Below are 21,610 nucleotides of genomic sequence, written 5' to 3' on the forward strand. Positions count from 1 at the left end.
TGTAGAGGATACTTTTGCTGATATTGAAATGATAGTCCCGTCATCAAGCAACTCAATAAATATAAATGACTTAGTGGCACAAGGTAAATGGGGCGATGATGATGGGGATGGACAGGGAGCAGGTGAAGTTACTGCATCAGGAAGTATATCGTTAGTAATAAAAGATAAAGATGGCAATACCGTTAATCGTAGTGATACATTAAGTCTATGTAATGCACCTTATAAGGTAACCTTAGATAGTTCAGAGGGAACTTTAGAGACTCGTTATGGCATGCCTAATAGTAGTACTTTTAGTGGAGGAACAGCGGAGTATTATATCACTTTACCGTCACAGCCTGTTATTTGTTCGGTCAGGCCAAATTTGTTGTTGGGTGGAACAACTGGCTTGGGTTGGGACGATAAAATCTACGCAGGTCCTGCTAACATATGGGATCCAGCTAAGGGTTTTTTAGTTCAGTCAACAAGTCCATCATCTTACGACAGAAATTTTCCTACTACAGGTGCAGATGGCTTGTATTTTGATTTGGATATAGTTGGGGTAGATGCAAGCCAGTTGAGTTGGACAGTTACCACTCGTGGTGATATAACGGCAACGGTGAGTTGGACAAGGCCGCTAACAGGGACATTCACAGCCACGGATGGGCGTACAGTCCAAGCTGATATGTGGATTACGGATAAATCCCAGAATGTAACGCGGGTAACGTTGCATGGTCCAGAGGCAAGAAACCAGTGGGACAATTCTAATCCAAGTCGAATTACCGTACCATCTTTACCGCAGAAATTTGAATTGGTGGGAAGTGATAGAAGTGGTAATGAGGTTAGGTATGGATTTGTGTTGAGGCAGTGGTTTATTAGCCGAGGAAATAAAATGGGTTCCCTCTCAGCTCAAACAACGTGGTGTAATAGTTTGGGTTATCGAATGCCACAGGTAAAGGATTTAACCAATGCGAAGTGTGGTGTAGATAGTGATTATTTCCCATGTATAAATGGTATAGATGGCGCCACGCCATCGTCATCTAAAAATAATTATCAGCGACAAATAGGCGCTGGACTTTTCACGGAGTGGGGCTTCATGATCAACTACGCTGATGCGGACTTCGATTACTACACCTACAATACAAGCGACGCATTCGGTAGAGACCACTTTGGTATCGAATCGGGCAGCGGCTTCACCAGCATCACCCTTGGGAGCTACAATTATCCTGTTGTTTGCACTACACCTTAGCTTTTAGCGTTTAGTTCTTAATCCTTAGGCTGCGGGGCGGTTATGGTGCTTGAGAGGATAATATAAAAAAGAATAAAGCCCCGCGGCAGTTGGGGCGTTTCCCTTAGGGTTGCGCAGTTGTGGCATAGCCACAATAGCGCCGCCCCCCTCCGCCGACGCAGAAAGCGTGGCAGGTAGTCCAGTATTACGCTGTGGCGGTTTAAAGCTGTGGTCTATTTTAGTTCGGCAAGGTTTCGGACGTATTGACCTTTGGGGAATAAAATAGCTATCTTGAATACGTCCTAGCAAGGGGAATTAGAGCGAACTCCTTTTGCAATCCCACGCTTTAGCGCATAATGTGTCTACGGCGCCCCTCCGCCGTCGATCGGTCTTAACGCACCGTTTGTGGGATTACTTGTATCATCCTGACACTCGCCTTTTCGAGACCATCTTCGCTTTGCTAAGATGGTCAAATTTGTTCCAGACAAATTTGTCAGACGTAGTACAAACTCGCCAAATATCCCTGTTTGGCGTGCTAATCTCACTCTGTTGTCGGCACATTCAGACGCCGAAACAAAACAGACAACATAACCTTGAGTGGTTTTTATAAGTTATTTTTTATAAAAAACAATACAGTTACCCTACAAAAGTTGGTTATATAAAATTATTGATTTTATTGTTTTTTTAAATATGCTAAATAAAATCAGTATTCTTATGACTAGATTTGAATTGTTCAAATGATGCTATTAAGCAATGTTATTTATGTGAGTTATTTCTTTTAAAAGTTGCAGTACTATTTTTATTGCAATGTATTAATATTACTTATAACTCATAAAAAAAGATTGAAATCGTTTGGTTGTTAAGTAACCATATAAGTGTAATGTCCATTTTTGCTAACGATAAAGCAAAATCTGACAAACTAAATAATTGATGATAAGGATCCAACATGTTTAGTAAAGATATGACTATTGCCGATTATGATGCGGAATTGTGGAATGCTATTAAAGGTGAAGAACAGCGCCAAGAAGATCACCTTGAACTGATCGCATCAGAAAACTACACCAGCCCACGAGTAATGCAAGCGCAAGGTTCGCAATTAACCAATAAATATGCCGAAGGTTATCCCGGAAAACGTTATTATGGTGGTTGTGAGTATGTTGATGTTGTTGAAAAATTAGCAATTGATCGTGCTAAGGCTTTATTTGATGCTGATTATGCTAATGTGCAACCGCATTCAGGTTCACAAGCTAATTTTGCCGTTTATATGGCGCTTTTAAATACAGGCGATACTGTTTTAGGTATGAATTTGTCTGAAGGTGGGCATTTGACGCACGGTTCGCCCGTTAGCTTTTCGGGTAAACTTTATCATGTTGTGGATTATGGTGTTGATGATTCAGGGCGTATTGATTATGACAAGTTAGCTAAAACAGCCCAAGAATCTAAACCTAAAATGATTATTGGTGGTTTTTCGGCTTATTCTGGGGTGGTGGATTGGCAACGTATGCGTGAAATCGCCGATAGTGTGGGCGCTTATTTGTTTGTGGATATGGCGCATGTGGCAGGGCTAGTTGCGGCAGGTGTTTATCCAAATCCTGTTCCTTATGCACACGTTGTTACTACTACAACTCATAAAACTTTAGGTGGTCCTCGTGGCGGTTTGATTTTGGCTAAAGGTGGTAGTGAAGAATTATATAAAAAGTTAAATTCGGCTGTCTTTCCTGGAGCACAAGGTGGTCCTTTAATGCATGTAATTGCCGCTAAAGCAGTTGCGTTAAAAGAGGCGATGGAGCCTGAGTATAAAATCTATCAACAACAAGTGGTGAAAAACGCTAAAGCTATGGTCGAGGTGATTTTGCAACGTGGCTATAAGGTAGTTTCTGGCGAAACACAAAATCATCTGTTTTTAATTGATTTAGTCGATAAAAATATCACAGGTAAAGAAGCTGATGCGGCTTTAGGTAGTGCTAATATTACCGTTAATAAAAATAGTGTACCAAAAGATCCACAAAGCCCATTTGTAACATCTGGTGTGCGTATCGGTACGCCGGCTATTACTCGCCGAGGCTTTAAAGAAGCCGAATCGCAAGATTTAGCTAATTGGATTTGTGATGTTTTAGATAATATCGATGACGAGCAAAACATCCAAGCCGTGAAAGAAAAGGTGCTTGAAATTTGCCGTCGTTTGCCAGTTTATCAGCATTAATGGTTGTTTCATTTCGCCGACGGTTGTCGGCGAAATGGTTTTTTGCTTTTATTTACCAATATTGGCATTTGTGTCAGTTTTGTTTTGGGTTTGTGCTTGTTTGTGCTGTTCGATATAGCGGTCAAGGTAACCTTCATGCCATAACCAGCCTCCTGTAACTCCAACACCAAGTAAAATTGCTAACCAAAAAATAATAACTAATTTGTTGTGACGTTGTTTCATTGGATCGCGCAAATTACGTTTTGCATTGGTAGGGAGCTGGGCTTTGCTAGTAAGCAAGCTTCCTAGCATTAAGTTGATTTTGACTTGCCCATTAATTGCCCAACCAGATGCTTCTAGTAATGGTCCAAGTGTTCTTCGACGTAATTTTAACCATGCTAAAATAACAGAAGGTCCTGAAATAATTAGAAATAATCCAATAAAAACTAAAGGTACTTGCCACCAAGCTAGCGCAAAAATGGCTTGGAATATTGTGGCTAATGCTGTGCCGATTGCGCCAATGGCTAAACCAATTGCAGCAAAAATCCCTACACTTTTACCAATATCAAACTTATTAGCTGGATTTTGTAGTGCTTGTTCACTTGATTTTTCGACATCGACATCTTTGCTGCTTGCCCATTTGTTAATTTGTTCGGTAATCACACGCCCCATACGTTGATAAGGTGCCCAAATAGCTTGTTGGATGCTGATTGGCTTAGTGATTATTTTCACAACATTGGCATCCCAATCGTTACCTTTATTGTCAATAAACACACCATTGCGACCTTCAATTAATAAATCACCTTGCCCTGCTGTCATTGCTGCTGCAATTAGCTGTTTTTCTCCATGTCTAGTGCATTCACAATAAAGTAAACAGAGTTCAGAATAATTTGCCATGGTTGCGTGTTTGGCAATATTATCGACCGCAACGCAAAGTGTTGCACAGCGACCATCAATGTAAAGTTCACCAAGTTGAAATGCTGCTCGTGTTTCAGGTTGAAAGAAGTCTGCAAAAGAGGTAAAGTTAACTAGCAAACGGTAAAGATGTTTATGAAATAGGACTAATTTTTCTAACACGAGAATATCTGATGCGGATATCGGTGTTTGATTATCTTGTTCAACCATCTTCTCAAATTCGGTCAGTAAATCATTGTTAGCTAGGTTGGTAATGATGCTAATAGGAATATCATCTATACTGGCCGAAGGCTCAATTTCAACAGTTAAGTGTGCTATTTCGGGCTTAGTGCTAATAAGTGAGGTATATGCTTGCAAGCTTTGTTGTATATTTTGCCATTCTTGTTGTGTTAGTTGGTCTGGGTTGGATAATGATGATTCTATTAATGCCTTAAATCGGCTGATTTTAGCTTTCCAAAGTGGATTTAGCCCATTGACTAGATCTAGAGTATCAGTTGTGTCGATTTTGGATAGCGGTAATTCGGCTAATTCTACTTCAGATAGTAATCCGTTTTGTGTTGGTACAATATATCTTTCGTCTACATTAAGTGCATTTTGCGCTTGAGGGGCGTATTGTGCTAACTCAGCACGTAAAAAATAATCATCAATTTTGGGTTTTAATAGCTGAATTAGTTTCCAAATTTCTGCGGTATTTTCACCAAATGGGGTTTGCGTATTACTTATTTTTGTTTGCCATTGTAACCAAGTTTGTAGATTTTCAACAAAGGTGGTTGCTATGTTTAAATCAATGCCATCTTGCCCACTCATATCTTTTTGTGCACCAGTAGTTTTGATTGCTGTTGCAATAAACATTTGCATGTTTGGTGACAATTCGCTTGATGGAGGAAAGATCAAATCACCATTATAAAGTTTGTCAGCATTGATTTTTATTGATTGTTGTATATCATCTTGTGTTAAATAATCCACATTTTTTTTATTTAAGCTAGCTAAAATGCTTTGTGCGGTGACCGATAATTTTTTTCCTTGCGGGGTCGATGAGTTAATTTGTGATAATGGTAGTGTTTCACTTGTACTTAAGATACTATCAAATGAGTTGATTTTATCGCAAGTCCAGCTAATGGCGTCTAAAATATCAGGTATGCGAATACGTCCGTCATTATCTGAATCGAGTAGAGATAAGGTTCGTTCATCAAAATCCAACCCTGTTGTTGGGCAACTTAGAGCGACCCATAATTTAGGATCTAAATCAGGTAAATTAATAATATCACTGGCACTTTTAAATACGACTTGATCAAGCCCACCAACACGTTGAAATGTCCACATATGGCTCATAATAATCTCCACACAAAAATTTGATAATATCTTTGTTAAAAGAAAACAGTGGGTTGTCTACATTTCATGACTAAAATAACCCTCTAAAAACTCATAAGGCTTTTTACTGGATATCGCTTGATGAGATTTAATTGTATTATAATAGCTAATAAATCGCTTAAACTTTTGTTTTCTATTTTTTGAATCTTCGGATATTTGCTGATTATGCCATATCTCCATTAAAGTTCGTACCACTCTTTCTGCTTTTCCATTTATTTATTGGTAGTTAGGTTTAGTGGTTTTTGGGTTTATGTGATTATTATACATTTTAACAAATCGGTGAATGCTACGTTTTCTTTATGATATAGTGCTGTTGAACCGAGTGAAAAATAAAGCCTAATGGAAAAGGAGGTTGTTAAATGAATAAAATAGGAAAAGATGAATTAGTAGTTACCTCACTTTTATCTATACTTTTGGATGATACACTTGAATATTATAAAATTCATTTAAGTGATTCAAGTCAACCTACGAACGATGATGATCCTTTTGCAAGAGCAAGAAGTATTATCACAAAGCTATCAGATAAAGACCAAGAAAAGATTTTTAATTTTCTGCGTATAGTAATAGTAGATACAATGTCAACGATTTTTGGAACCATAGACGGTTCATGTTTTCCCCCGAATATTAGTGGTGATTTCGTTCTTGAGTATGATGGAGATGAAATACAAGGTTCATTGCAAGATGAGTTAATTGCAAAAGCAGAAGAGATTGGTGTCTATGATTAATAGCTAAAAGTAAAGAATTTATTTTATCTTTTACATTTTATTATTTATATACCAATTGCTTTTAAAATATATTTAGGTACTTAATGAATTCGCTGAAAGAAGCTCATACAAAATTATTAAAATGGTTTAATAATGAACAACTGTGGAAAATTACCAAGAGGTAAAAGTGGTTAAGACAATATACGTTGATGTAGATTTTAATGGGATAATTATTTTCGACTATCCAGGGATATTTATCCCCTTTGGGGGAAAAATAAATAATGGAGAAAATATTCTCAAAGAATTTACTACAACAGGCAAAGGTGATTCTGTGCTTGATGAAGGAATTGCCTTACCTATCATGGGTATTGATGATGGTGGCTACGTTGTTCGTTTGTTTTTAAATGAAACTCCTTGTAATGAGAATAGATCCATTATATTCAGTGATAAATATTTTTATCTTAATGTTACTGGAGATTTATATATTGCTGATATGTCAGTTTTTTGGGAGTGGGAAGAATATACTGGTTGGAATAATACCGATATTCCTAAAGGAATATATAAAGTCTGTCTGGAGGGAGTAATTTTAAAAAAAAATGAGGATATTTTTTATTGCTATGATTTGATCTTAGAAAAAGTAAGTAAAATTGGTAGAAGAGAAATTGAACCACGCTCAGATTGCAGGCTTTATTAAAAATAATCTGAGTAGAATGTCTTAATTGATGTTATAAAGAAAAATAACATGTTGATTTTCTAAATCTTATAAAAGAGCAAACAGACCACTAGTGCTATCCTTGTACCACCTTTATAACGCCCTAGCCCTACGTATCGAAAAACATCAGATTGTTGACTGTAAGGGGAAATTTTAAGGCTAGATCAGCTTTATTCTTTAAGCGAAAAGTACCCTAGTTTGCTACTGTCGCTTATAATGCGGAAAGAAATGTTATTTAACCATTACAAAACGATTTTATAGTTTCAGTAAAAATTGTTTGATGCATATCATAGAGCATATTCAGGCCTAGATGATATTAAAGTTAATCCCAAATTTATAATTTGAGTATTTTTGTAACATACTCTAAAGTTGCTAATTTCATGAAAAGTTGGTTTAAAGAACTAGGATTAATGAAATGAATGACAAAAATCTTATCGAAATTGATGACTATTTATCTACTTCAACAAATTTCAATTTTTTAAAATTATTAGACGTTGATAATGCATTGGATTTAAGAGATGAATCCGAATTTGATTATCAGTGGATGAATGTTTTTAATTCTTTGAAAATGTGTGACTTTAATGCGAATGAAGTGAAATTTATTAATATGTTACGAGAAAAGGCTTTTAAACAATCTTTTAAAATAATTAATAATTTTGAAATATCTTCCCGAATTTCTGATGATATTGAGATAATAGCTAAGAGTTTTATTGCTAAGAAATATAAAAATTGGGCTATCACGCACTTGTGGTCAACCTATAAAAATAAAAAATTTCCAATATAATTATTATTATAACTTAATAAAAAAATTAATTATCTCTAATAAATTGCTTAGCCCATTTTATTTAATGTATTAAATCTTAGCAGCTAGACGGCGTAGACAAGGGTAATGCAGTTATCAATTATGGGTAAATGGATTCAGAAAATTGAACACCAATTAATAGAGCAAAATTTCAGGTATCATGGACAATATTTAGACGGATAAACCAGCCTGCATTACAATACTTTTAAGTATTATGAGCTGAGCATAGGTAATTTTATTTAGCTAGATTTGATTGGTTGTTGAGTGGGATTAATTTGTATCAGTATGATATTAGTAGGTTGGCTTTAGTTGTAAGTTATATAAAATTCTTCAGATATTAATCTAGGTACTTCAAAAACAGTGAATTCATCTATTTAACCAAAAATAAATGACTAGATAGGCAGTATCATAAATTTAGAAAAGGATATTGGAAATTGAAAGTATTCGATTTTAGGTAGGGTAATTATATGAGTAGTATTAAAAATCTTGTTATGCGTTTAAATCATGAGGCTCAAGATGAAGTGTATTGGCTTGGAGCTTGTGATGAATCACAAATTAATATACTTGAAAATAATTTAAAATTGTCGTTACCAAACGAGTTAAAAGAATTTATTTTATTAGTTGGTGGTGGAGGGCTTGTTGGAGAAGAATTGTCAGGTATAGTTGATAATGATGCTTTGGTTGAGTCAGGAGGCGCTATTTATTATGATACTTGCCTATGTAGAAATGAATACGCGTTACCATTAGATATGGCTGTTATTTACTTTAGAGATGATGATGTATGTTGGTGTGTTGATTGTGGAAGAAATACTTATGGAACAATAGTTAATTATGATCTTTTTTCAAGAAAAATATCAAATGTTCTCGCACCGTCATTCAACAGTTTTTTTGAGGAATATGTAAATCTACGCACATAACTTATAGCAAAAATTTTATAAAAATTAATTATTTAGTTTCTACATGTTTTATTATGAAAGTGATTCGTTTTTAGACTTTGATTGAGATAATATGGAGTCCTTTTTATTTGCTTGGACGAATGTTGTTTAACATGTTAATTAAATTAGATATCTCAAAATTATTGTTTTCTTTTATTGATAACGGTGAGTATTGCAAATAAAACGTAGCTATTCAGTGAATTATTTATACCAATTTGATTGGTAAACATCATCTTCAGGAGACTATTATATATATTTTTAGTGCTACAAAATGGTTTTATAAAATTAATGAAAACATGGTAAGGATCTTTTATGAGACAATCTGTTAATGAACTTCTTAAAATGGGGTTGTAACTATCCCCTAAAATAGTACAGCAAAAAAGTAGAAAATTCTCTATGATAAAAGAAAAGGGGATTTAATTATGAAAAAATGACTGAACATCAAATCGTGGCTATTTTAAAAGAAGCTGAAGCAGGTATTCCTGTCAAGGAACTCTGTCGTAAATATGGCATGGGTAATTCAACTTTCTATAAATGGCGAGAAAAATATGGCGGAATGGAAACTTCGGATATCAAACGCTTAAAGGAGCTGGAGGCTGAAAACCGCAAGCTTAAGCAGATGTTTGCTGAGCTCAGTTTAAAATCTCAGCTTCAGGAGGAAATCATAAAAAAGCTATAGTGCCTACCAAGGCACGTAAAGCATGGGCTTTGGAGTTACAAGAAAATCATTTTGTTACTATTGCTATGAGCTGCGCTATTGTTGGCTTAAGCCGCTGTGCTTACTATTATCAGCCTGGAGCGGCTACACTAAGTAGTACCAGTTTTATAAGGTCATTGTTATGATAAACTAAAAAATAAGAGAAGGTAACAACAATGGCAGTCGATTCATCACGAAGAGCAAAACGTAGCTTTACTAACGAGTTCAAAAAACAAATGGTCATACCACTACTTTAATTTATAAAAATCAGACGGCTTTTAGGTCATTTATATCTATTCGTAACTAGTTAAAAGGTTAGAGAATTCATCAAATGACGAAACTAACTCGGTGTCTTCATAGGTTTCAATATCTTTTACTTTTAATAAATCCAAACATTTTTTATTTGCTGTCATCAATGGAAAATCTGGACCGGCAATAAACATTGGATGTTCATGAATAAGTAAAAAGATGGCTTTTTCTAACGCTGGATGATCAGAAGGTTTAATAATTTCAATCGACTCTATTATATCCTTGCTGCTCTCTTTGAAGGATAGATATAAGGTACAATGATTGCATATAATCATATCTTCATAAACTTCATCACCATAATCTAATAAATATTCTTCGTCATCTTTTTTAGTACAATACGGGCTGAACGCATTTAAAACAATATCTTGTGTAACACTGTCATCCATTGCAATGATACTATATTCTATTCCCATGAATCTCTCCTTAAATAGTTATAATTCAAATAAAATATTTACACTATAAGTATAACAACACAGTTAAATAAAAATAGTAAGTTGTTTGCGTATCTATTCTACCGTTACTGATTTTGCTAAATTACGAGGCTGATCGACATCGGTTCCTTTGATCAAAGCAACATGATACGCAAGTAGTTGTGTAGGTACTGTGTAATATATTGGTGCAGTAAGTTCTTCAATATGGGGTAGGTTTATAATGTGCATGGTGTCATCACTAACAAATTCCGAATCTTCTTGGGCAAAAACATACAGTTGACCGCCACGCGCTCGAACTTCTTCTATATTAGATTTTAATTTTTCTAGCATTTCGTTGGTTGGTGCCATAACAATCACTGGCATATCAGCATCAATTAATGCAAGTGGACCATGTTTGAGTTCACCAGCAGCATAGGCTTCAGCGTGAATATAAGATATTTCTTTGAGCTTTAGCGAAGCTTCCATAGCGATTGGATACTCATCACCTCGACCTAAGAATAGCGCATGATGTTTATCCACAAAATGACTAGCTAGTTTTTTTATTTGAGGTTCTGCTGTTAGCACCTGTTCAATGCGGTTTGGTAGGACTTGTAGTGCATGCACAATAGCCTGCTCAGTACTTTCAGCCATATTATTTATGCGTCCTAATTTAGCAACTAGTAGCAATAAAACCGTTAATTGTGTGGTAAAGGCTTTAGTTGACGCAACACCGATTTCAACCCCCGCCTTGGTTAATAGAACTAAATCTGCTTCGCGCACGAGTGTTGAGGCTGCCACATTACAGATAGCAAGGGTGCTTAGGTAATTATTTTCTTTGGCTAATCGCAATGCAGCGAGTGTGTCAGCCGTTTCACCAGATTGTGAAAGGGTGATAAATAAGCTATTTTTGCGACGAGCTGGATTTCGATAACGGAATTCTGATGCAATCTCGACATCACAAGGAATTCCTGCTAAAGCTTCAAACCAATAACGTGCAACCATACCTGCATTATAAGCAGTACCACAGGCAACAATTTGAACATGCTCAACCTGTTTAAGGATGGCTTTGGCTTCATCACCAAGTTCGGACAAATCAACTTTACCATGTACCATGCGGCCTTCAAGCGTATTTTTTATTGCATTAGGTTGTTCGTAGATCTCTTTTTGCATGTAATGACTATAGCCTGCTTTACTACCCGCGTCATACTTTGCGTCAGATTCTATACATGGTCTTGTTACTTCTTGATGATTTTTGTCTAAAATTGTTACTTTTCGATGAGTGATAAGTGCGATATCCCCTTCTTCTAAATAAATAAATCGGCGAGTGACGGGTAATAGTGCTAATTGATCGGATGCGATAAAGTGTTCACCTATGCCGCAACCTATAACTAAAGGACTGCCTGAACGTGCCGCAACCAATATATCTGGATTGCGAGTATCCATAATGACTGTACCGTAAGCCCCTCGTAGTTGTGGAATAGCTTTTTGTACAGCGTCAAATAAGGAACAATCTTCGGTTGATATAATGTTATGAATTAAATGAGCAATAACTTCAGTGTCGGTTTCGGAACGGAATTGGTAACCTTTGGCGATCAGCTTTTCACGCAGTGGTTCAAAATTTTCGATAATTCCATTATGCACAACGGCAATAAAACCCGATACATGTGGATGAGCATTGTGTTCAGCTGGTTCACCATGAGTTGCCCAGCGAGTATGAGCAATTCCTGTAGAACCTTCTAGTGGATGCTGTTCAATGGCATCTTTAAGTGCTTGTACTTTGCCAACACGACGAACGCGTTGTAATTCACCTTGTGGTGAAATAATTGCCAGTCCTGCCGAGTCATAACCACGATATTCTAATCGTTTTAAACCTTCTAATAATATTTCAGCAACATCACGTTTGGCGATAGCACCTACAATTCCACACATATCTTATTCCTCGTTAGCTAGCTTTGTTGGTCGTTTCCAACCAGCAAGTTGTTTTTGTTTTACTCGGCTTACGACCAATTCGTTCTCATTCACATTATTGGTAACCGTTGTCCCTGCTGCAATAGTTGCCCCTTTACCCACTTTTACAGGTGCAATTAATTGCGTATCAGAACCGACAAACACATCATCTTCAATAATAGTTTTAAATTTATTTGCACCGTCATAATTACAGGTGATGGTGCCTGCACCTATGTTGACGTTACTACCAATTTCGCTATCGCCAAGATAGCTTAAGTGTCCGGCTTTGCTTGCTTGGCCTAGATGTGCTTTTTTTAATTCAACAAAGTTGCCAACATGGACTTGTTCATCAAGCTGTGAACCAGGTCGTAGACGGGCGAAAGGTCCGATAGTGCACTGTTTAGCGATAGTTGAATCTTCAATAATGCTATACGGACTGATTGTTGAATTGTCATCAATTGAGCAATTTTTTAAGACACAGCCTGCACCAATAAATACGTTATTGCCTAGTTTGACATTTCCTTCAATAATTACATTACAATCAATCGTAACATCTTTACCATGCGATAGTGTGCCTCGTAAGTCAAAGCGATTTGGATCAAGCAGTGTTACACCAGCTAGTAATAAATTTTGAGCTTGCAGATGTTGATATTGTCTTTCTAACATTGCCAATTGTAGGCGATTATTAACACCTTCAACTTCAAATTGTTGAACTGGGTGCGAGGTTAAGATTTCATAACCATCTTGGTAAGCAAAAGCAATAATATCGGTTAAATAGAACTCTTTTTGCGCATTATTATTGGTTAAACGTAATAACCAACTTTTCAATAATTTTCCGTTAACTAGCATTATGCCGGTGTTAATTTCGTTGATTTTTTGTTGTTCTGGTGTAGCATCTTTTTGTTCAATAATAGCAACAACTTTGCCATTTTTGCGTTCTATTCGACCATAACCTGTTGGATCTTCAAGAATAACAGTTAATAAAGCGATACCTTGCTGGGGTTTACTGGCAATTAAAGTTTGTAGTGTTTGAGCCGATATAAGGGGAGTGTCGCCATATAAAATTAAGATATCTTCGTCATCTTGAATGTAAGGGATAGCTTGTTGCACTGCATGACCAGTACCTAGTTGTTCAGCTTGATATACCAGTTGCACATGTTGCTCTTTAAGCGCATCTTTAAGCTGTTGTTTGCCATGTCCATAAACAATATTGATGCGATTTGTATTAAGTTGTTGAACTGTATCAATCACATGTTGTAACATCGGCTTGGCGCCAATTTTATGTAAAACTTTAGGTAGGTTGGAATGCATCCGTGTGCCTTTTCCTGCCGCCAAAATAATTGCACTTAGCTTTGGTGGTGAAATTGCCATAATTGGTTCCGATCTGGTTGAATTAGCGTAACACTATAATCAAAATTTTTAATGAAATCATCCCCAATCTTTTAATTTTTATCATAAAAAAAGTAAAATTGATATTTACCAAAGAGTTTAACAAAAGAGGCAGCAAGTTATGAATTCCGCTATAAAAGTTTTATTACTCTATACCACACACGAAAAACAGACATTTAAGATTATGCAACGTATAAAAACACGACTTAATGGTCGATGTGATTGTGATGTTATTGAGCTGTTACCCGATACTAAAATCGATTTGACACAATACCAAGCAGCCTTATTGGGAAGTTCCATTCGCTATGGATTTTATAGCAAATTAATGAAAAAGTTTATAAATGAGAATTATCAGCAGTTAAATAGTATGAAGTCTGGATTTTTTGGGGTAAATATGGTGGCAAGAAAACCCAACAAAAATACACCAGAAACAAATTTATATACCAAAAAGTTTTTAGCTAAAATAGCATGGAAACCAGCTTTTACTGCTGTTTTTGCAGGTGCGCTTTATTATCCTCAATATAATTGGTTTGATCGCAATATGATCCGCTTTATTATGTGGTTAGGGAAAGGTGATACTGATGTAACAAAACCAGTTATTGAATATACAGATTGGGCAAAGGTAGATGAATTTGCCAAACAGTTTTATACTTAAACGTATAGTTACCTGAAACTTTTTTACAAATAAATTGATATTTTTCTAGAGATATCAAGTGTTCAACTTCTTTTAAAGAAACTTTGTGATATAGATCAACATTTCGGCTAAAAAGGTGTACAATACTGCGCCTATAGAATCTGTCTCCTAATTGGAATTTTAATTGTGATTGAAAATTTAAGAAATATTGCCATTATTGCTCACGTTGACCATGGTAAAACGACATTGGTTGATAAGTTATTAAAACAGTCAGGTACGCTAGATAATCTACGTGGTGACGATAACGAACGCATCATGGACTCTAATGCGCTTGAAAAAGAGCGTGGTATTACCATTTTAGCTAAAAATACCGCTATTGATTGGAATGGTTACCGAATTAATATCGTTGATACCCCAGGACATGCTGATTTTGGCGGTGAAGTTGAACGTGTTATGTCTATGGTTGATTCTGTATTATTGCTCGTTGATGCAATGGATGGACCAATGCCTCAAACACGTTTTGTAACGCAAAAAGCATTTGCTTATGGTTTAAAACCGATTGTGGTTATCAATAAAGTAGACCGACCAGGAGCTCGCCCTGATTGGGTGGTTGACCAAGTGTTTGATCTGTTTGTTAATTTAGGAGCTACTGATGAACAGCTAGATTTCCCTATTGTTTATGCTTCTGCATTAATGGGTATTGCGGGCTTAGATCATGAAAATATGGCTGAAGATATGACGCCACTATTTGAAGCGATTGTTAAACATGTTGAACCACCAAAAGTGGATTTAGATGGTCCATTCCAAATGCAAATTTCTCAACTTGATTATAATAATTATGTTGGCGTTATTGGTATTGGTCGTATTAAACGTGGTCGTGTTAAACCAAATCAACAAGTGACTATAGTTGATAGTGAAGGTAACAAACGTACAGGTAAAGTAGGGCAAGTGCTAGGTCATTTAGGGCTGCAACGTTATGAAGCTGAAGTTGCCGAAGCTGGTGATATTATTGCATTAACTGGTCTTGGTGAACTCGGTATCTCTGACACGATTTGTGATAACAGTTGCGTTGAAGCTCTGCCGGCATTAACTGTTGATGAACCAACAGTAACGATGTTCTTTAATGTTAATAGCTCACCATTTGCTGGTAAAGAAGGTAAATATGTAACATCTCGACAAATTCTTGAGCGTTTAAATAAAGAGCTTGTACATAATGTTGCGTTGCGCGTTGAAGAAACCCCAGATCCAGATGCTTTTAGAGTATCGGGTCGTGGTGAATTGCATTTATCAGTACTCATTGAAAATATGCGCCGTGAGGGTTATGAGTTAGGAGTTTCTCGTCCTAAAGTTATTTTTAGAGAAATTGACGGTAAAAAACAAGAACCATTTGAACAAGTTACTCTTGATATTGAAGAACAGCATCAAGGTTCAGTAATGGAAGCTCTTGGTTTACGCAAAGGTGATCTAACCAACATGTTACCAGATGGTAAAGGTCGTGTGCGTTTAGATTATGTCATTCCAAGTCGTGGACTTATCGGTTTCAGAACTGAATTTATGACTATGACTTCAGGTACAGGTTTACTTTATTCTACATTTAGTCATTATGATGATATTCGCCCAGGCGAAATTGGTCAGCGTAATAATGGCGTAATGATTTCTAACGGTACAGGTAAAGCATTGGCATATGCGTTATATGGTTTACAAGATCGTGGTAAGTTATTCCTAGGCCATGGTGCTGAAGTATATGAAGGGCAAATCATTGGTATACATACTCGTTCAAACGATTTAACTGTTAACTGTTTAACGGGTAAAAAATTGACTAATATGCGAGCATCAGGTACCGACGAAGCAACAACACTTTCACCACCAATTAAAATGTCATTGGAACAAGCGTTAGAGTTTATTGACGATGATGAATTAGTTGAAGTAACACCGTTATCAATCCGTCTTCGTAAACGTCATTTGACGGAAAATGACCGAAAACGTGCATTTAGAAGTGGTAACAAAGACTAATTAATATTAGTTCTATCGTAATATGAAAACCTCGCTATTTAGCGAGGTTTTTTTTAGCTTTTACTCTAGCAATGGCATCGGCGATAGACTGTTTTCGGTCGTTCGATGTGCTAGTTTTGTTTGCCATCGGTGTGACACGAGGAAACAAAATTGTTGGTGGCACCAATTGGTTGTGATTTAATCGCTGTTGCTTTTTCTCAGTTAGCGCTAACTCTTCTGATTCACTTAATACAGTGCCTAAAGTGCTTAATGTAATACAGTCTGTTGGACAGGTATTAATACAATTACTACACGAAGTACATAACTGTGGCAAAATAGTGTGCAGCACTTGCTTACTGCCCACTATAGCATCGGTTGGGCAAACACGAATGCATTTGCCACAACCAATACAGTTTTCTTCGTCAATAAATGCTTTATATTGTTCTTGGGTTTGCATAATTACTTCTTGCATTAACTTAAACCTACAATATTACCATCCTTGTCAATATCAATATGCCTATAAGCAGGATTAGTACCAAGCCCTGGCATGGTCATCACATTTCCAGCGTAAACACGAATAAAGCCAGCCCCTGCTGAAATAGCTAAATGGCTGATATCAACGTCAAAATTAGTTGGTACATTTTTTAAGTTAGCATCGGCACTAATTGACATTGGTGTTTTAGCAATACAAAGTGGCAAATGATCCAGTTTTAATTCTTCGATCTCTTTGATGTTTTCCAGTGCAGTGGCTGATAAATTAGCTTTGTTAGCACCATATTTTTTTACCATGGTTTGAATCTTATCTGCGAGTGGCATATTATCAGGATAAGGCAATTTGATTTCACTTGGCATGTCACATGCCTTAATAACATGTTTTGCTAATTTTTCAGCGCCTTTACCGCCTTGAGTGAAGACTTCACTCACTTCACAGGCAAATGCGCCATGTTCAATCGCATATTTTTGTAAAAACGCTAATTCTTCTTCACTGTCATGTGGAAAGCGATTAATAGCGACAATTACTTGTAACCCATAGCTTTTGGCATTGTTGATATGCCATGCTAAATTGGCAGCACCAATTTTAAGTAATTCAACGTTTGACTCAGAAATTTCTTTTGGAATTGCTTGCCCTGGTTTAATATTATATTTACCACTGTTAGATTTTAAACTACGAACTGTTGCAACAAGCACTACACATGAAGCTTTAATGCCAGCTTGGCGATATTTGATATTAAAGAATTTTTCCATACCCATATCCGAACCAAAGCCCGCTTCAGTCACGACATAATCAGCAAGTTGTAAAGCAATGCGATCGGCAATGACAGATGAGTTACCATGAGCAATATTAGCAAAAGGCCCAGCATGAATAAGTACCGGTGTATTTTCAACAGTTTGCATTAGGTTTGGATTAATCGCATTTTTAAGTAACACAGTCATGGCGCCAGCAACTTCAAGTTGTTCTGCGGTAATGGCTTCGCCTTGCGTATTATAAGCAAGAATAATACGACCAATACGAGCACGCATATCATGTAAATCTGAAGCTAAGGCTAAAATTGCCATGAGTTCTGACGCTGCGGTAATTTCAAATCCATCTTGGCGTGTAACACCATTAACGCCACCACCAACACCGACAGTTATTTTACGAAGCGCACGATCGTTATGATCTATCACTCGCTTCCACACAATGCGATTTACATCAATGTTTAAACGCGGTAAACCTGTTTGTGCAGTAAATTCATCACCTAAACGTTCTTCATGATAAAGCCTTGAATCTAAAGCAGCAGAAGCTAAATCATGTGCGGCAGTAATGGCATGAATGTCACCAGTTAAGTGTAGATTTAATGTTTCCATTGGCAAAACCTCGGCCTTACCACCGCCAGCAGCACCACCTTTAACACCAAATACAGGACCTAAACTTGGTTGACGGATACAAGCGATTGCGGACTTACCAATATAATTTAAGCCCTCACTTAGCCCGATAGTATTAACTGTTTTACCCTCACCAAGTGGCGTCGGCGTGATAGCAGTAACTAATACCAATTTACCGTTAGGTTTGTTTGGTTTGGTTTTAAGAATGGATAGATCAACTTTTGCCACATGCTTGCCGTAAGGCAGGACAAATTCTTCTGGAATGTTGCATTGTTTAGCTATTTCGGTAATTGGATGTAATGGCATATTAATTCTCATCTAACAGTAATTTGGGTTATCAGTATAAATAATTTGATTTGCCGAATAAAGCGACAATTTTATCTTTATCGTTTTTCGGCACAATTCGCAATTATCTTGTTATAATTACTAAATCTATTCAATCAACATATATTTCATTAAAGGATAATAATTAAATGAATTGGTTTTCTGAGTATTCACTTTTTTTAGCTGAAACAGCAACAGTTGTTATAGCAATTTTAGCTGTACTTGTTTTTATATTAAGCCAACGCCGTAAATCAGCAACGGTGGCAGGGCGGTTATCGGTTAAAGATATTAGCCAAGAATATGAACAAGTTAAAGACGACATGTTAATGTCAAGCATGGACGAGTTAGAAGCTAAGCTGTTTATGAAAGATCTTAAAAAACAGAAAAAAAATGAGAGAAAGCAAGCGAAATTAGCAGCTAAACAAAAAAAGAAACAAGCTAAAAATCAAGAAAAATCTGCCGAACAAACTTCGGCAGATTCAGATAATGTAGCGAAACCAGTAGAAAGTAATACAAACCAACAAGTTAAACCTAAATTATTTGTATTATCTTTCAATGGTAGCATGGATGCACACGAAGTTGAAGAATTACGCCAAGAAATCACTGCTGTATTAGCTGTTATTAAGCCTGAAGATAAAGTTGTCATTAAGCTTGAAAGTCCAGGTGGCGTGGTTCACGGTTATGGTCTTGCTGCATCGCAATTATTACGGTTTAGACAACGTGATATACCTTTCACTGTAGTGGTTGATAAAGTTGCGGCAAGTGGGGGATATATGATGGCTTGTACCGCTAACAAAATTGTGGCTGCACCATTTGCAATTGTGGGTTCAATTGGTGTGGTTGCGCAGATCCCTAATTTTAACCGCTTACTCAAAAAACATGATGTAGATATTGAATTACAAACGGCAGGTGCGTATAAGCGTACATTGACGATGTTTGGTGAAAATACCGAAGAAGGACGTCAAAAATTCAAACAAGAATTAGAAGAAACTCATCTTTTATTTAAAGACTTTGTTAAAGAGTATCGCCCAAATGTCGATATCGAACAAGTTGCAACGGGCGAACACTGGTTTGCAACACAAGCTAAAAATAAAGGCTTAGTTGACGAAATCAGTACAAGTGATGACTTTATTTTATCTCACTTAGAAACACATAAAATTATCTCAGTCTGCTATCAACGTAGGCAAAAGCTATCGGAAAGAATTTCGAAGAACGTGATGAAAAGTGTAGAAAGATTGTTTTTCAGACAAGAAAACGGGCTGTAATAGCCCTTTTTTGTTTAGCAAATACTTATATCCTCTTAGACCTAAAATTCAAAAATCATAAATTAAGCTCACTTTTGACGTAAAAGTTTATCAGCAACTGATTAATTTTTAACGATAGCATTAATTGTCAAAACTGAATATCCATTATTCTAAATGGGTTTAATATATAAACAGTCCATGAAAATTAATGGATAAACTCTTTCTTTAATCGCATTTCTTTATGTTTCTCCTTGAGGACAATTAATATGTTTCAATGGCTTTCAAATTGGGTTTTAGATGGACTTAAACACTCCCCAGAAATTCTATTATTTTTATCGTTAAGTTTAGGGTATTTAATTGGTGGCATTCGAATGGGTAAATTCCAACTCGGTGGTGTTGCCGGTTCGTTACTTGTCGCTGTTGCTTTAAGTGTTTTTGGCGTTACTATTGATGCTGGGGTTAAGTCGATTCTCTTTGCACTATTTATTTATGCTGTGGGCTATGAAAGTGGTCCTCAGTTTTTCCGTTCACTAGGCGTGAAAACATTACGCGAAATATTCTTAGCATTATTTATTGCTGTCGCAAGCTTTGTGACTGTTGTAATTTTAGCTAAAATATTCAATTTAGACAAAGGCCTTGCTGCTGGTTTAGCTGCAGGAGGATTGACCCAATCTGCCATTATGGGCACAGCCTCTGATGCATTAAGTCAGCTTGGATTAAGTGCTGAAGAATTAAGTAAAATGCAAGCTAATGTCACTATTGGTTATGCAGTGACTTATATATTTGGTTCACTAGGTGCCATTATAGTGTGTGTCAATATTCTACCAAAAATAATGGGTAAAGATATTGGCGATGATGCAATTAAAGCACAAGCAGAACAGCTTCATGGTTCGCTCTTATTGGGCAATGATCAAAATTTAGCTTTATCTGATATTAGTGGTCGTTTGTATCGTATTACCAATAAAATCAACCAAACTGTTTCCCATATTGAACAAACTGTAAATGGTATCAGTATTGAACGTATTAAACGTGGCAATAAAATAATAGAAGCAACCCCTGAAACAGTATTAAAGTCAAAAGATATCATTCTGGTTGTGGGGCATCGTGACGCTATGATTAAAGCACAAGATCTACTTGGTAGCGAAGTAAATTCAGCATCAGGTATGGATGTAGTGATGAACAAACTAGATGTTGAAATGCGTAATAGCCGTTATGTGGATCAAAATCTTACTCAAATACTTCAATCTGACGAAGTTATGAAATTAAAACATGGAATATACCTTTTGGCTATTCATCGTGATGGACAATCCCTTCCTCTTACTAACGATATTAATTTAAAACTTGGTGATGTTATTACTATTTATGGTGCTGATGGTGATCTTCGTCGTGTTGTAGATAAAATTGGTGCTCCAATCACTAAAAGTGAAAAAACTGACTGGATATTTCATGGTTTAGGGCTTGTTGTTGGTCTTATTATTGGTTTAATCGTTATACGTGTTAGCGATATTCCTATTACATTAGGAGCTGGCGGCGGTGCGCTTTTATCGGGATTATTATTCGGCTGGTATCGCTCTGTTCATCAAACTATCGGTAACATACCAACTGGTGCTGTGCAACTTTTAAAAGATTTTGGCTTGGCTGGTTTTGTGGCGGTTGTTGGTTTAAGTTCTGGTCTTCAAGCGATTAATACTATTAAAGAACAAGGTTTATCTCTATTTTTAATTGGTGTTGTTGTTACTTTATTGCCAATGTTACTTGCCATTTATTTTGGTAAATATGTATTAGGCTATAAAAATGTAGCGGTGTTTGCCGGCGCTTTAGCGGGTTCGCGTAGCGCTAATCCTGCTTTTGGTGAAGTGCTAAATAAAGCCGGTAACTCAACACCAACCAACTCTTTTGCCATTACTTATGCTTTAGCTAATGTTTTCCTAACTTTATTAGGACCATTAGTTGTTGCTTTTGTTTAATTGATC

18 protein-coding genes and 1 pseudogene are annotated in these 21,610 nt (G+C 36.4%); 11 read left to right on the top strand and 8 right to left on the bottom strand.

Going from position 1 to position 21,610, the window contains the following annotated elements:
- Positions 1 to 1,225, top strand: a 1,225-nt coding sequence (locus GYW75_RS08185; RefSeq protein WP_174798997.1) for a hypothetical protein, incomplete at its 5' end; no start/stop codon positions are given.
- 341 nt (positions 1,226 to 1,566) lie between these two features.
- On the opposite strand, the gene GYW75_RS08190 is transcribed toward GYW75_RS08185, so the two are convergent.
- Positions 1,567 to 1,749: a hypothetical protein gene (locus GYW75_RS08190; RefSeq protein WP_174798998.1), complete on the bottom strand. Its 183-nt coding sequence runs from the start codon at positions 1,747 to 1,749 to the stop codon at positions 1,567 to 1,569.
- A 401-nt stretch (positions 1,750 to 2,150) separates the two neighbouring features.
- Between GYW75_RS08190 and glyA the strand changes: the two genes are divergently transcribed.
- Positions 2,151 to 3,407: a serine hydroxymethyltransferase gene (gene glyA / locus GYW75_RS08195; RefSeq protein ID WP_174798999.1), complete on the top strand. Its 1,257-nt coding sequence runs from the start codon at positions 2,151 to 2,153 to the stop codon at positions 3,405 to 3,407.
- 48 nt (positions 3,408 to 3,455) lie between these two features.
- On the opposite strand, the gene GYW75_RS08200 is transcribed toward glyA, so the two are convergent.
- Entirely contained in the window at positions 3,456 to 5,633 is a 2,178-nt protein-coding gene (locus tag GYW75_RS08200; protein ID WP_174799000.1) for a MerC domain-containing protein, read from the bottom strand.
- A 57-nt stretch (positions 5,634 to 5,690) separates the two neighbouring features.
- The gene (locus tag GYW75_RS12785) at positions 5,691 to 5,888 is read right to left on the bottom strand and encodes an integrase core domain-containing protein (RefSeq protein ID WP_363319071.1); all 198 of its coding nucleotides are present in this window, start codon (positions 5,886 to 5,888) and stop codon (positions 5,691 to 5,693) included.
- A gap of 143 nt (positions 5,889 to 6,031) precedes the next feature.
- Between GYW75_RS12785 and GYW75_RS08210 the strand changes: the two genes are divergently transcribed.
- From GYW75_RS08210 to GYW75_RS08230, 5 genes and pseudogenes are all read left to right on the top strand, one after another.
- Complete coding sequence (locus tag GYW75_RS08210) at positions 6,032 to 6,397, top strand: hypothetical protein (protein WP_194240449.1); 366 nt, start codon at positions 6,032 to 6,034, stop codon at positions 6,395 to 6,397.
- A gap of 142 nt (positions 6,398 to 6,539) precedes the next feature.
- The gene (locus tag GYW75_RS08215) at positions 6,540 to 7,070 is read left to right on the top strand and encodes a hypothetical protein (RefSeq protein ID WP_194240450.1); all 531 of its coding nucleotides are present in this window, start codon (positions 6,540 to 6,542) and stop codon (positions 7,068 to 7,070) included.
- Positions 7,071 to 7,503: 433 nt separating this feature from the next.
- On the top strand, positions 7,504 to 7,872 hold the full coding sequence (locus GYW75_RS08220) for a hypothetical protein (RefSeq protein ID WP_085165057.1): 369 nt from the start codon (positions 7,504 to 7,506) through the stop codon (positions 7,870 to 7,872).
- A 485-nt stretch (positions 7,873 to 8,357) separates the two neighbouring features.
- Positions 8,358 to 8,807, top strand: a complete 450-nt coding sequence (locus tag GYW75_RS08225) for an SMI1/KNR4 family protein (protein ID WP_065610359.1) — start codon at positions 8,358 to 8,360, stop codon at positions 8,805 to 8,807.
- 448 nt (positions 8,808 to 9,255) lie between these two features.
- A pseudogene (locus GYW75_RS08230) lies at positions 9,256 to 9,498 on the top strand (transposase); the annotation flags it as partial.
- Between the two features lie 317 nt (positions 9,499 to 9,815).
- On the opposite strand, the gene GYW75_RS08235 reads toward GYW75_RS08230, so the two are convergent.
- The 3 genes from GYW75_RS08235 to glmU all read right to left on the bottom strand — a co-directional run bounded on the left by GYW75_RS08235 (position 9,816) and on the right by glmU (position 13,559).
- Positions 9,816 to 10,217 carry a hypothetical protein gene (locus tag GYW75_RS08235; protein ID WP_174799001.1) on the bottom strand — a complete coding sequence of 134 codons (402 nt, stop codon included), beginning with the start codon at positions 10,215 to 10,217 and terminating at the stop codon, positions 9,816 to 9,818.
- Between the two features lie 120 nt (positions 10,218 to 10,337).
- Positions 10,338 to 12,170 (bottom strand): glutamine--fructose-6-phosphate transaminase (isomerizing), encoded by a 1,833-nt coding sequence (glmS, locus tag GYW75_RS08240; protein WP_174799002.1) that lies wholly within the window; start codon positions 12,168 to 12,170, stop codon positions 10,338 to 10,340.
- Positions 12,171 to 12,173: 3 nt separating this feature from the next.
- Positions 12,174 to 13,559 (bottom strand): bifunctional UDP-N-acetylglucosamine diphosphorylase/glucosamine-1-phosphate N-acetyltransferase GlmU, encoded by a 1,386-nt coding sequence (gene glmU / locus GYW75_RS08245; protein ID WP_174799003.1) that lies wholly within the window; start codon positions 13,557 to 13,559, stop codon positions 12,174 to 12,176.
- A gap of 139 nt (positions 13,560 to 13,698) precedes the next feature.
- Here glmU and hemG point away from each other — a divergent pair, with 139 nt between their 5' ends.
- Both hemG and typA read left to right on the top strand, forming a co-directional pair.
- Positions 13,699 to 14,232, top strand: coding sequence for a menaquinone-dependent protoporphyrinogen IX dehydrogenase (hemG, locus tag GYW75_RS08250; protein WP_194240451.1), 534 nt, complete (start codon positions 13,699 to 13,701; stop codon positions 14,230 to 14,232).
- 165 nt (positions 14,233 to 14,397) lie between these two features.
- The gene (typA, locus tag GYW75_RS08255; RefSeq protein ID WP_065561705.1) at positions 14,398 to 16,224 is read left to right on the top strand and encodes a ribosome-dependent GTPase TypA; all 1,827 of its coding nucleotides are present in this window, start codon (positions 14,398 to 14,400) and stop codon (positions 16,222 to 16,224) included.
- A 34-nt stretch (positions 16,225 to 16,258) separates the two neighbouring features.
- Here the strand turns inward: typA and GYW75_RS08260 are convergent, their stop codons facing one another.
- Positions 16,259 to 16,675, bottom strand: coding sequence for an RnfABCDGE type electron transport complex subunit B (locus GYW75_RS08260; RefSeq protein ID WP_174799004.1), 417 nt, complete (start codon positions 16,673 to 16,675; stop codon positions 16,259 to 16,261).
- A complete protein-coding gene (locus GYW75_RS08265; RefSeq protein ID WP_202983948.1) occupies positions 16,675 to 18,375 on the bottom strand; it encodes a formate--tetrahydrofolate ligase in 1,701 nt (566 codons plus the stop codon). Before GYW75_RS08265 ends, GYW75_RS08260 begins: the two co-directional genes overlap by 1 nt.
- A 167-nt stretch (positions 18,376 to 18,542) precedes the next feature.
- Between GYW75_RS08265 and sohB the strand changes: the two genes are divergently transcribed.
- Together sohB and aspT are read left to right on the top strand one after the other, a co-directional pair.
- The gene (gene sohB / locus GYW75_RS08270) at positions 18,543 to 19,658 is read left to right on the top strand and encodes a protease SohB (RefSeq protein WP_085164829.1); all 1,116 of its coding nucleotides are present in this window, start codon (positions 18,543 to 18,545) and stop codon (positions 19,656 to 19,658) included.
- A 245-nt stretch (positions 19,659 to 19,903) separates the two neighbouring features.
- Positions 19,904 to 21,604 (top strand): aspartate-alanine antiporter, encoded by a 1,701-nt coding sequence (aspT, locus tag GYW75_RS08275; RefSeq protein ID WP_174799005.1) that lies wholly within the window; start codon positions 19,904 to 19,906, stop codon positions 21,602 to 21,604.
- The last annotated feature ends 6 nt before the right edge of the window (positions 21,605 to 21,610 follow it).

Origin of the sequence: Gilliamella sp. ESL0232, from assembly GCF_013346885.1 — a bacterium.
In the GTDB taxonomy this organism is placed as follows: domain Bacteria; phylum Pseudomonadota; class Gammaproteobacteria; order Enterobacterales; family Orbaceae; genus Gilliamella; species Gilliamella bombi.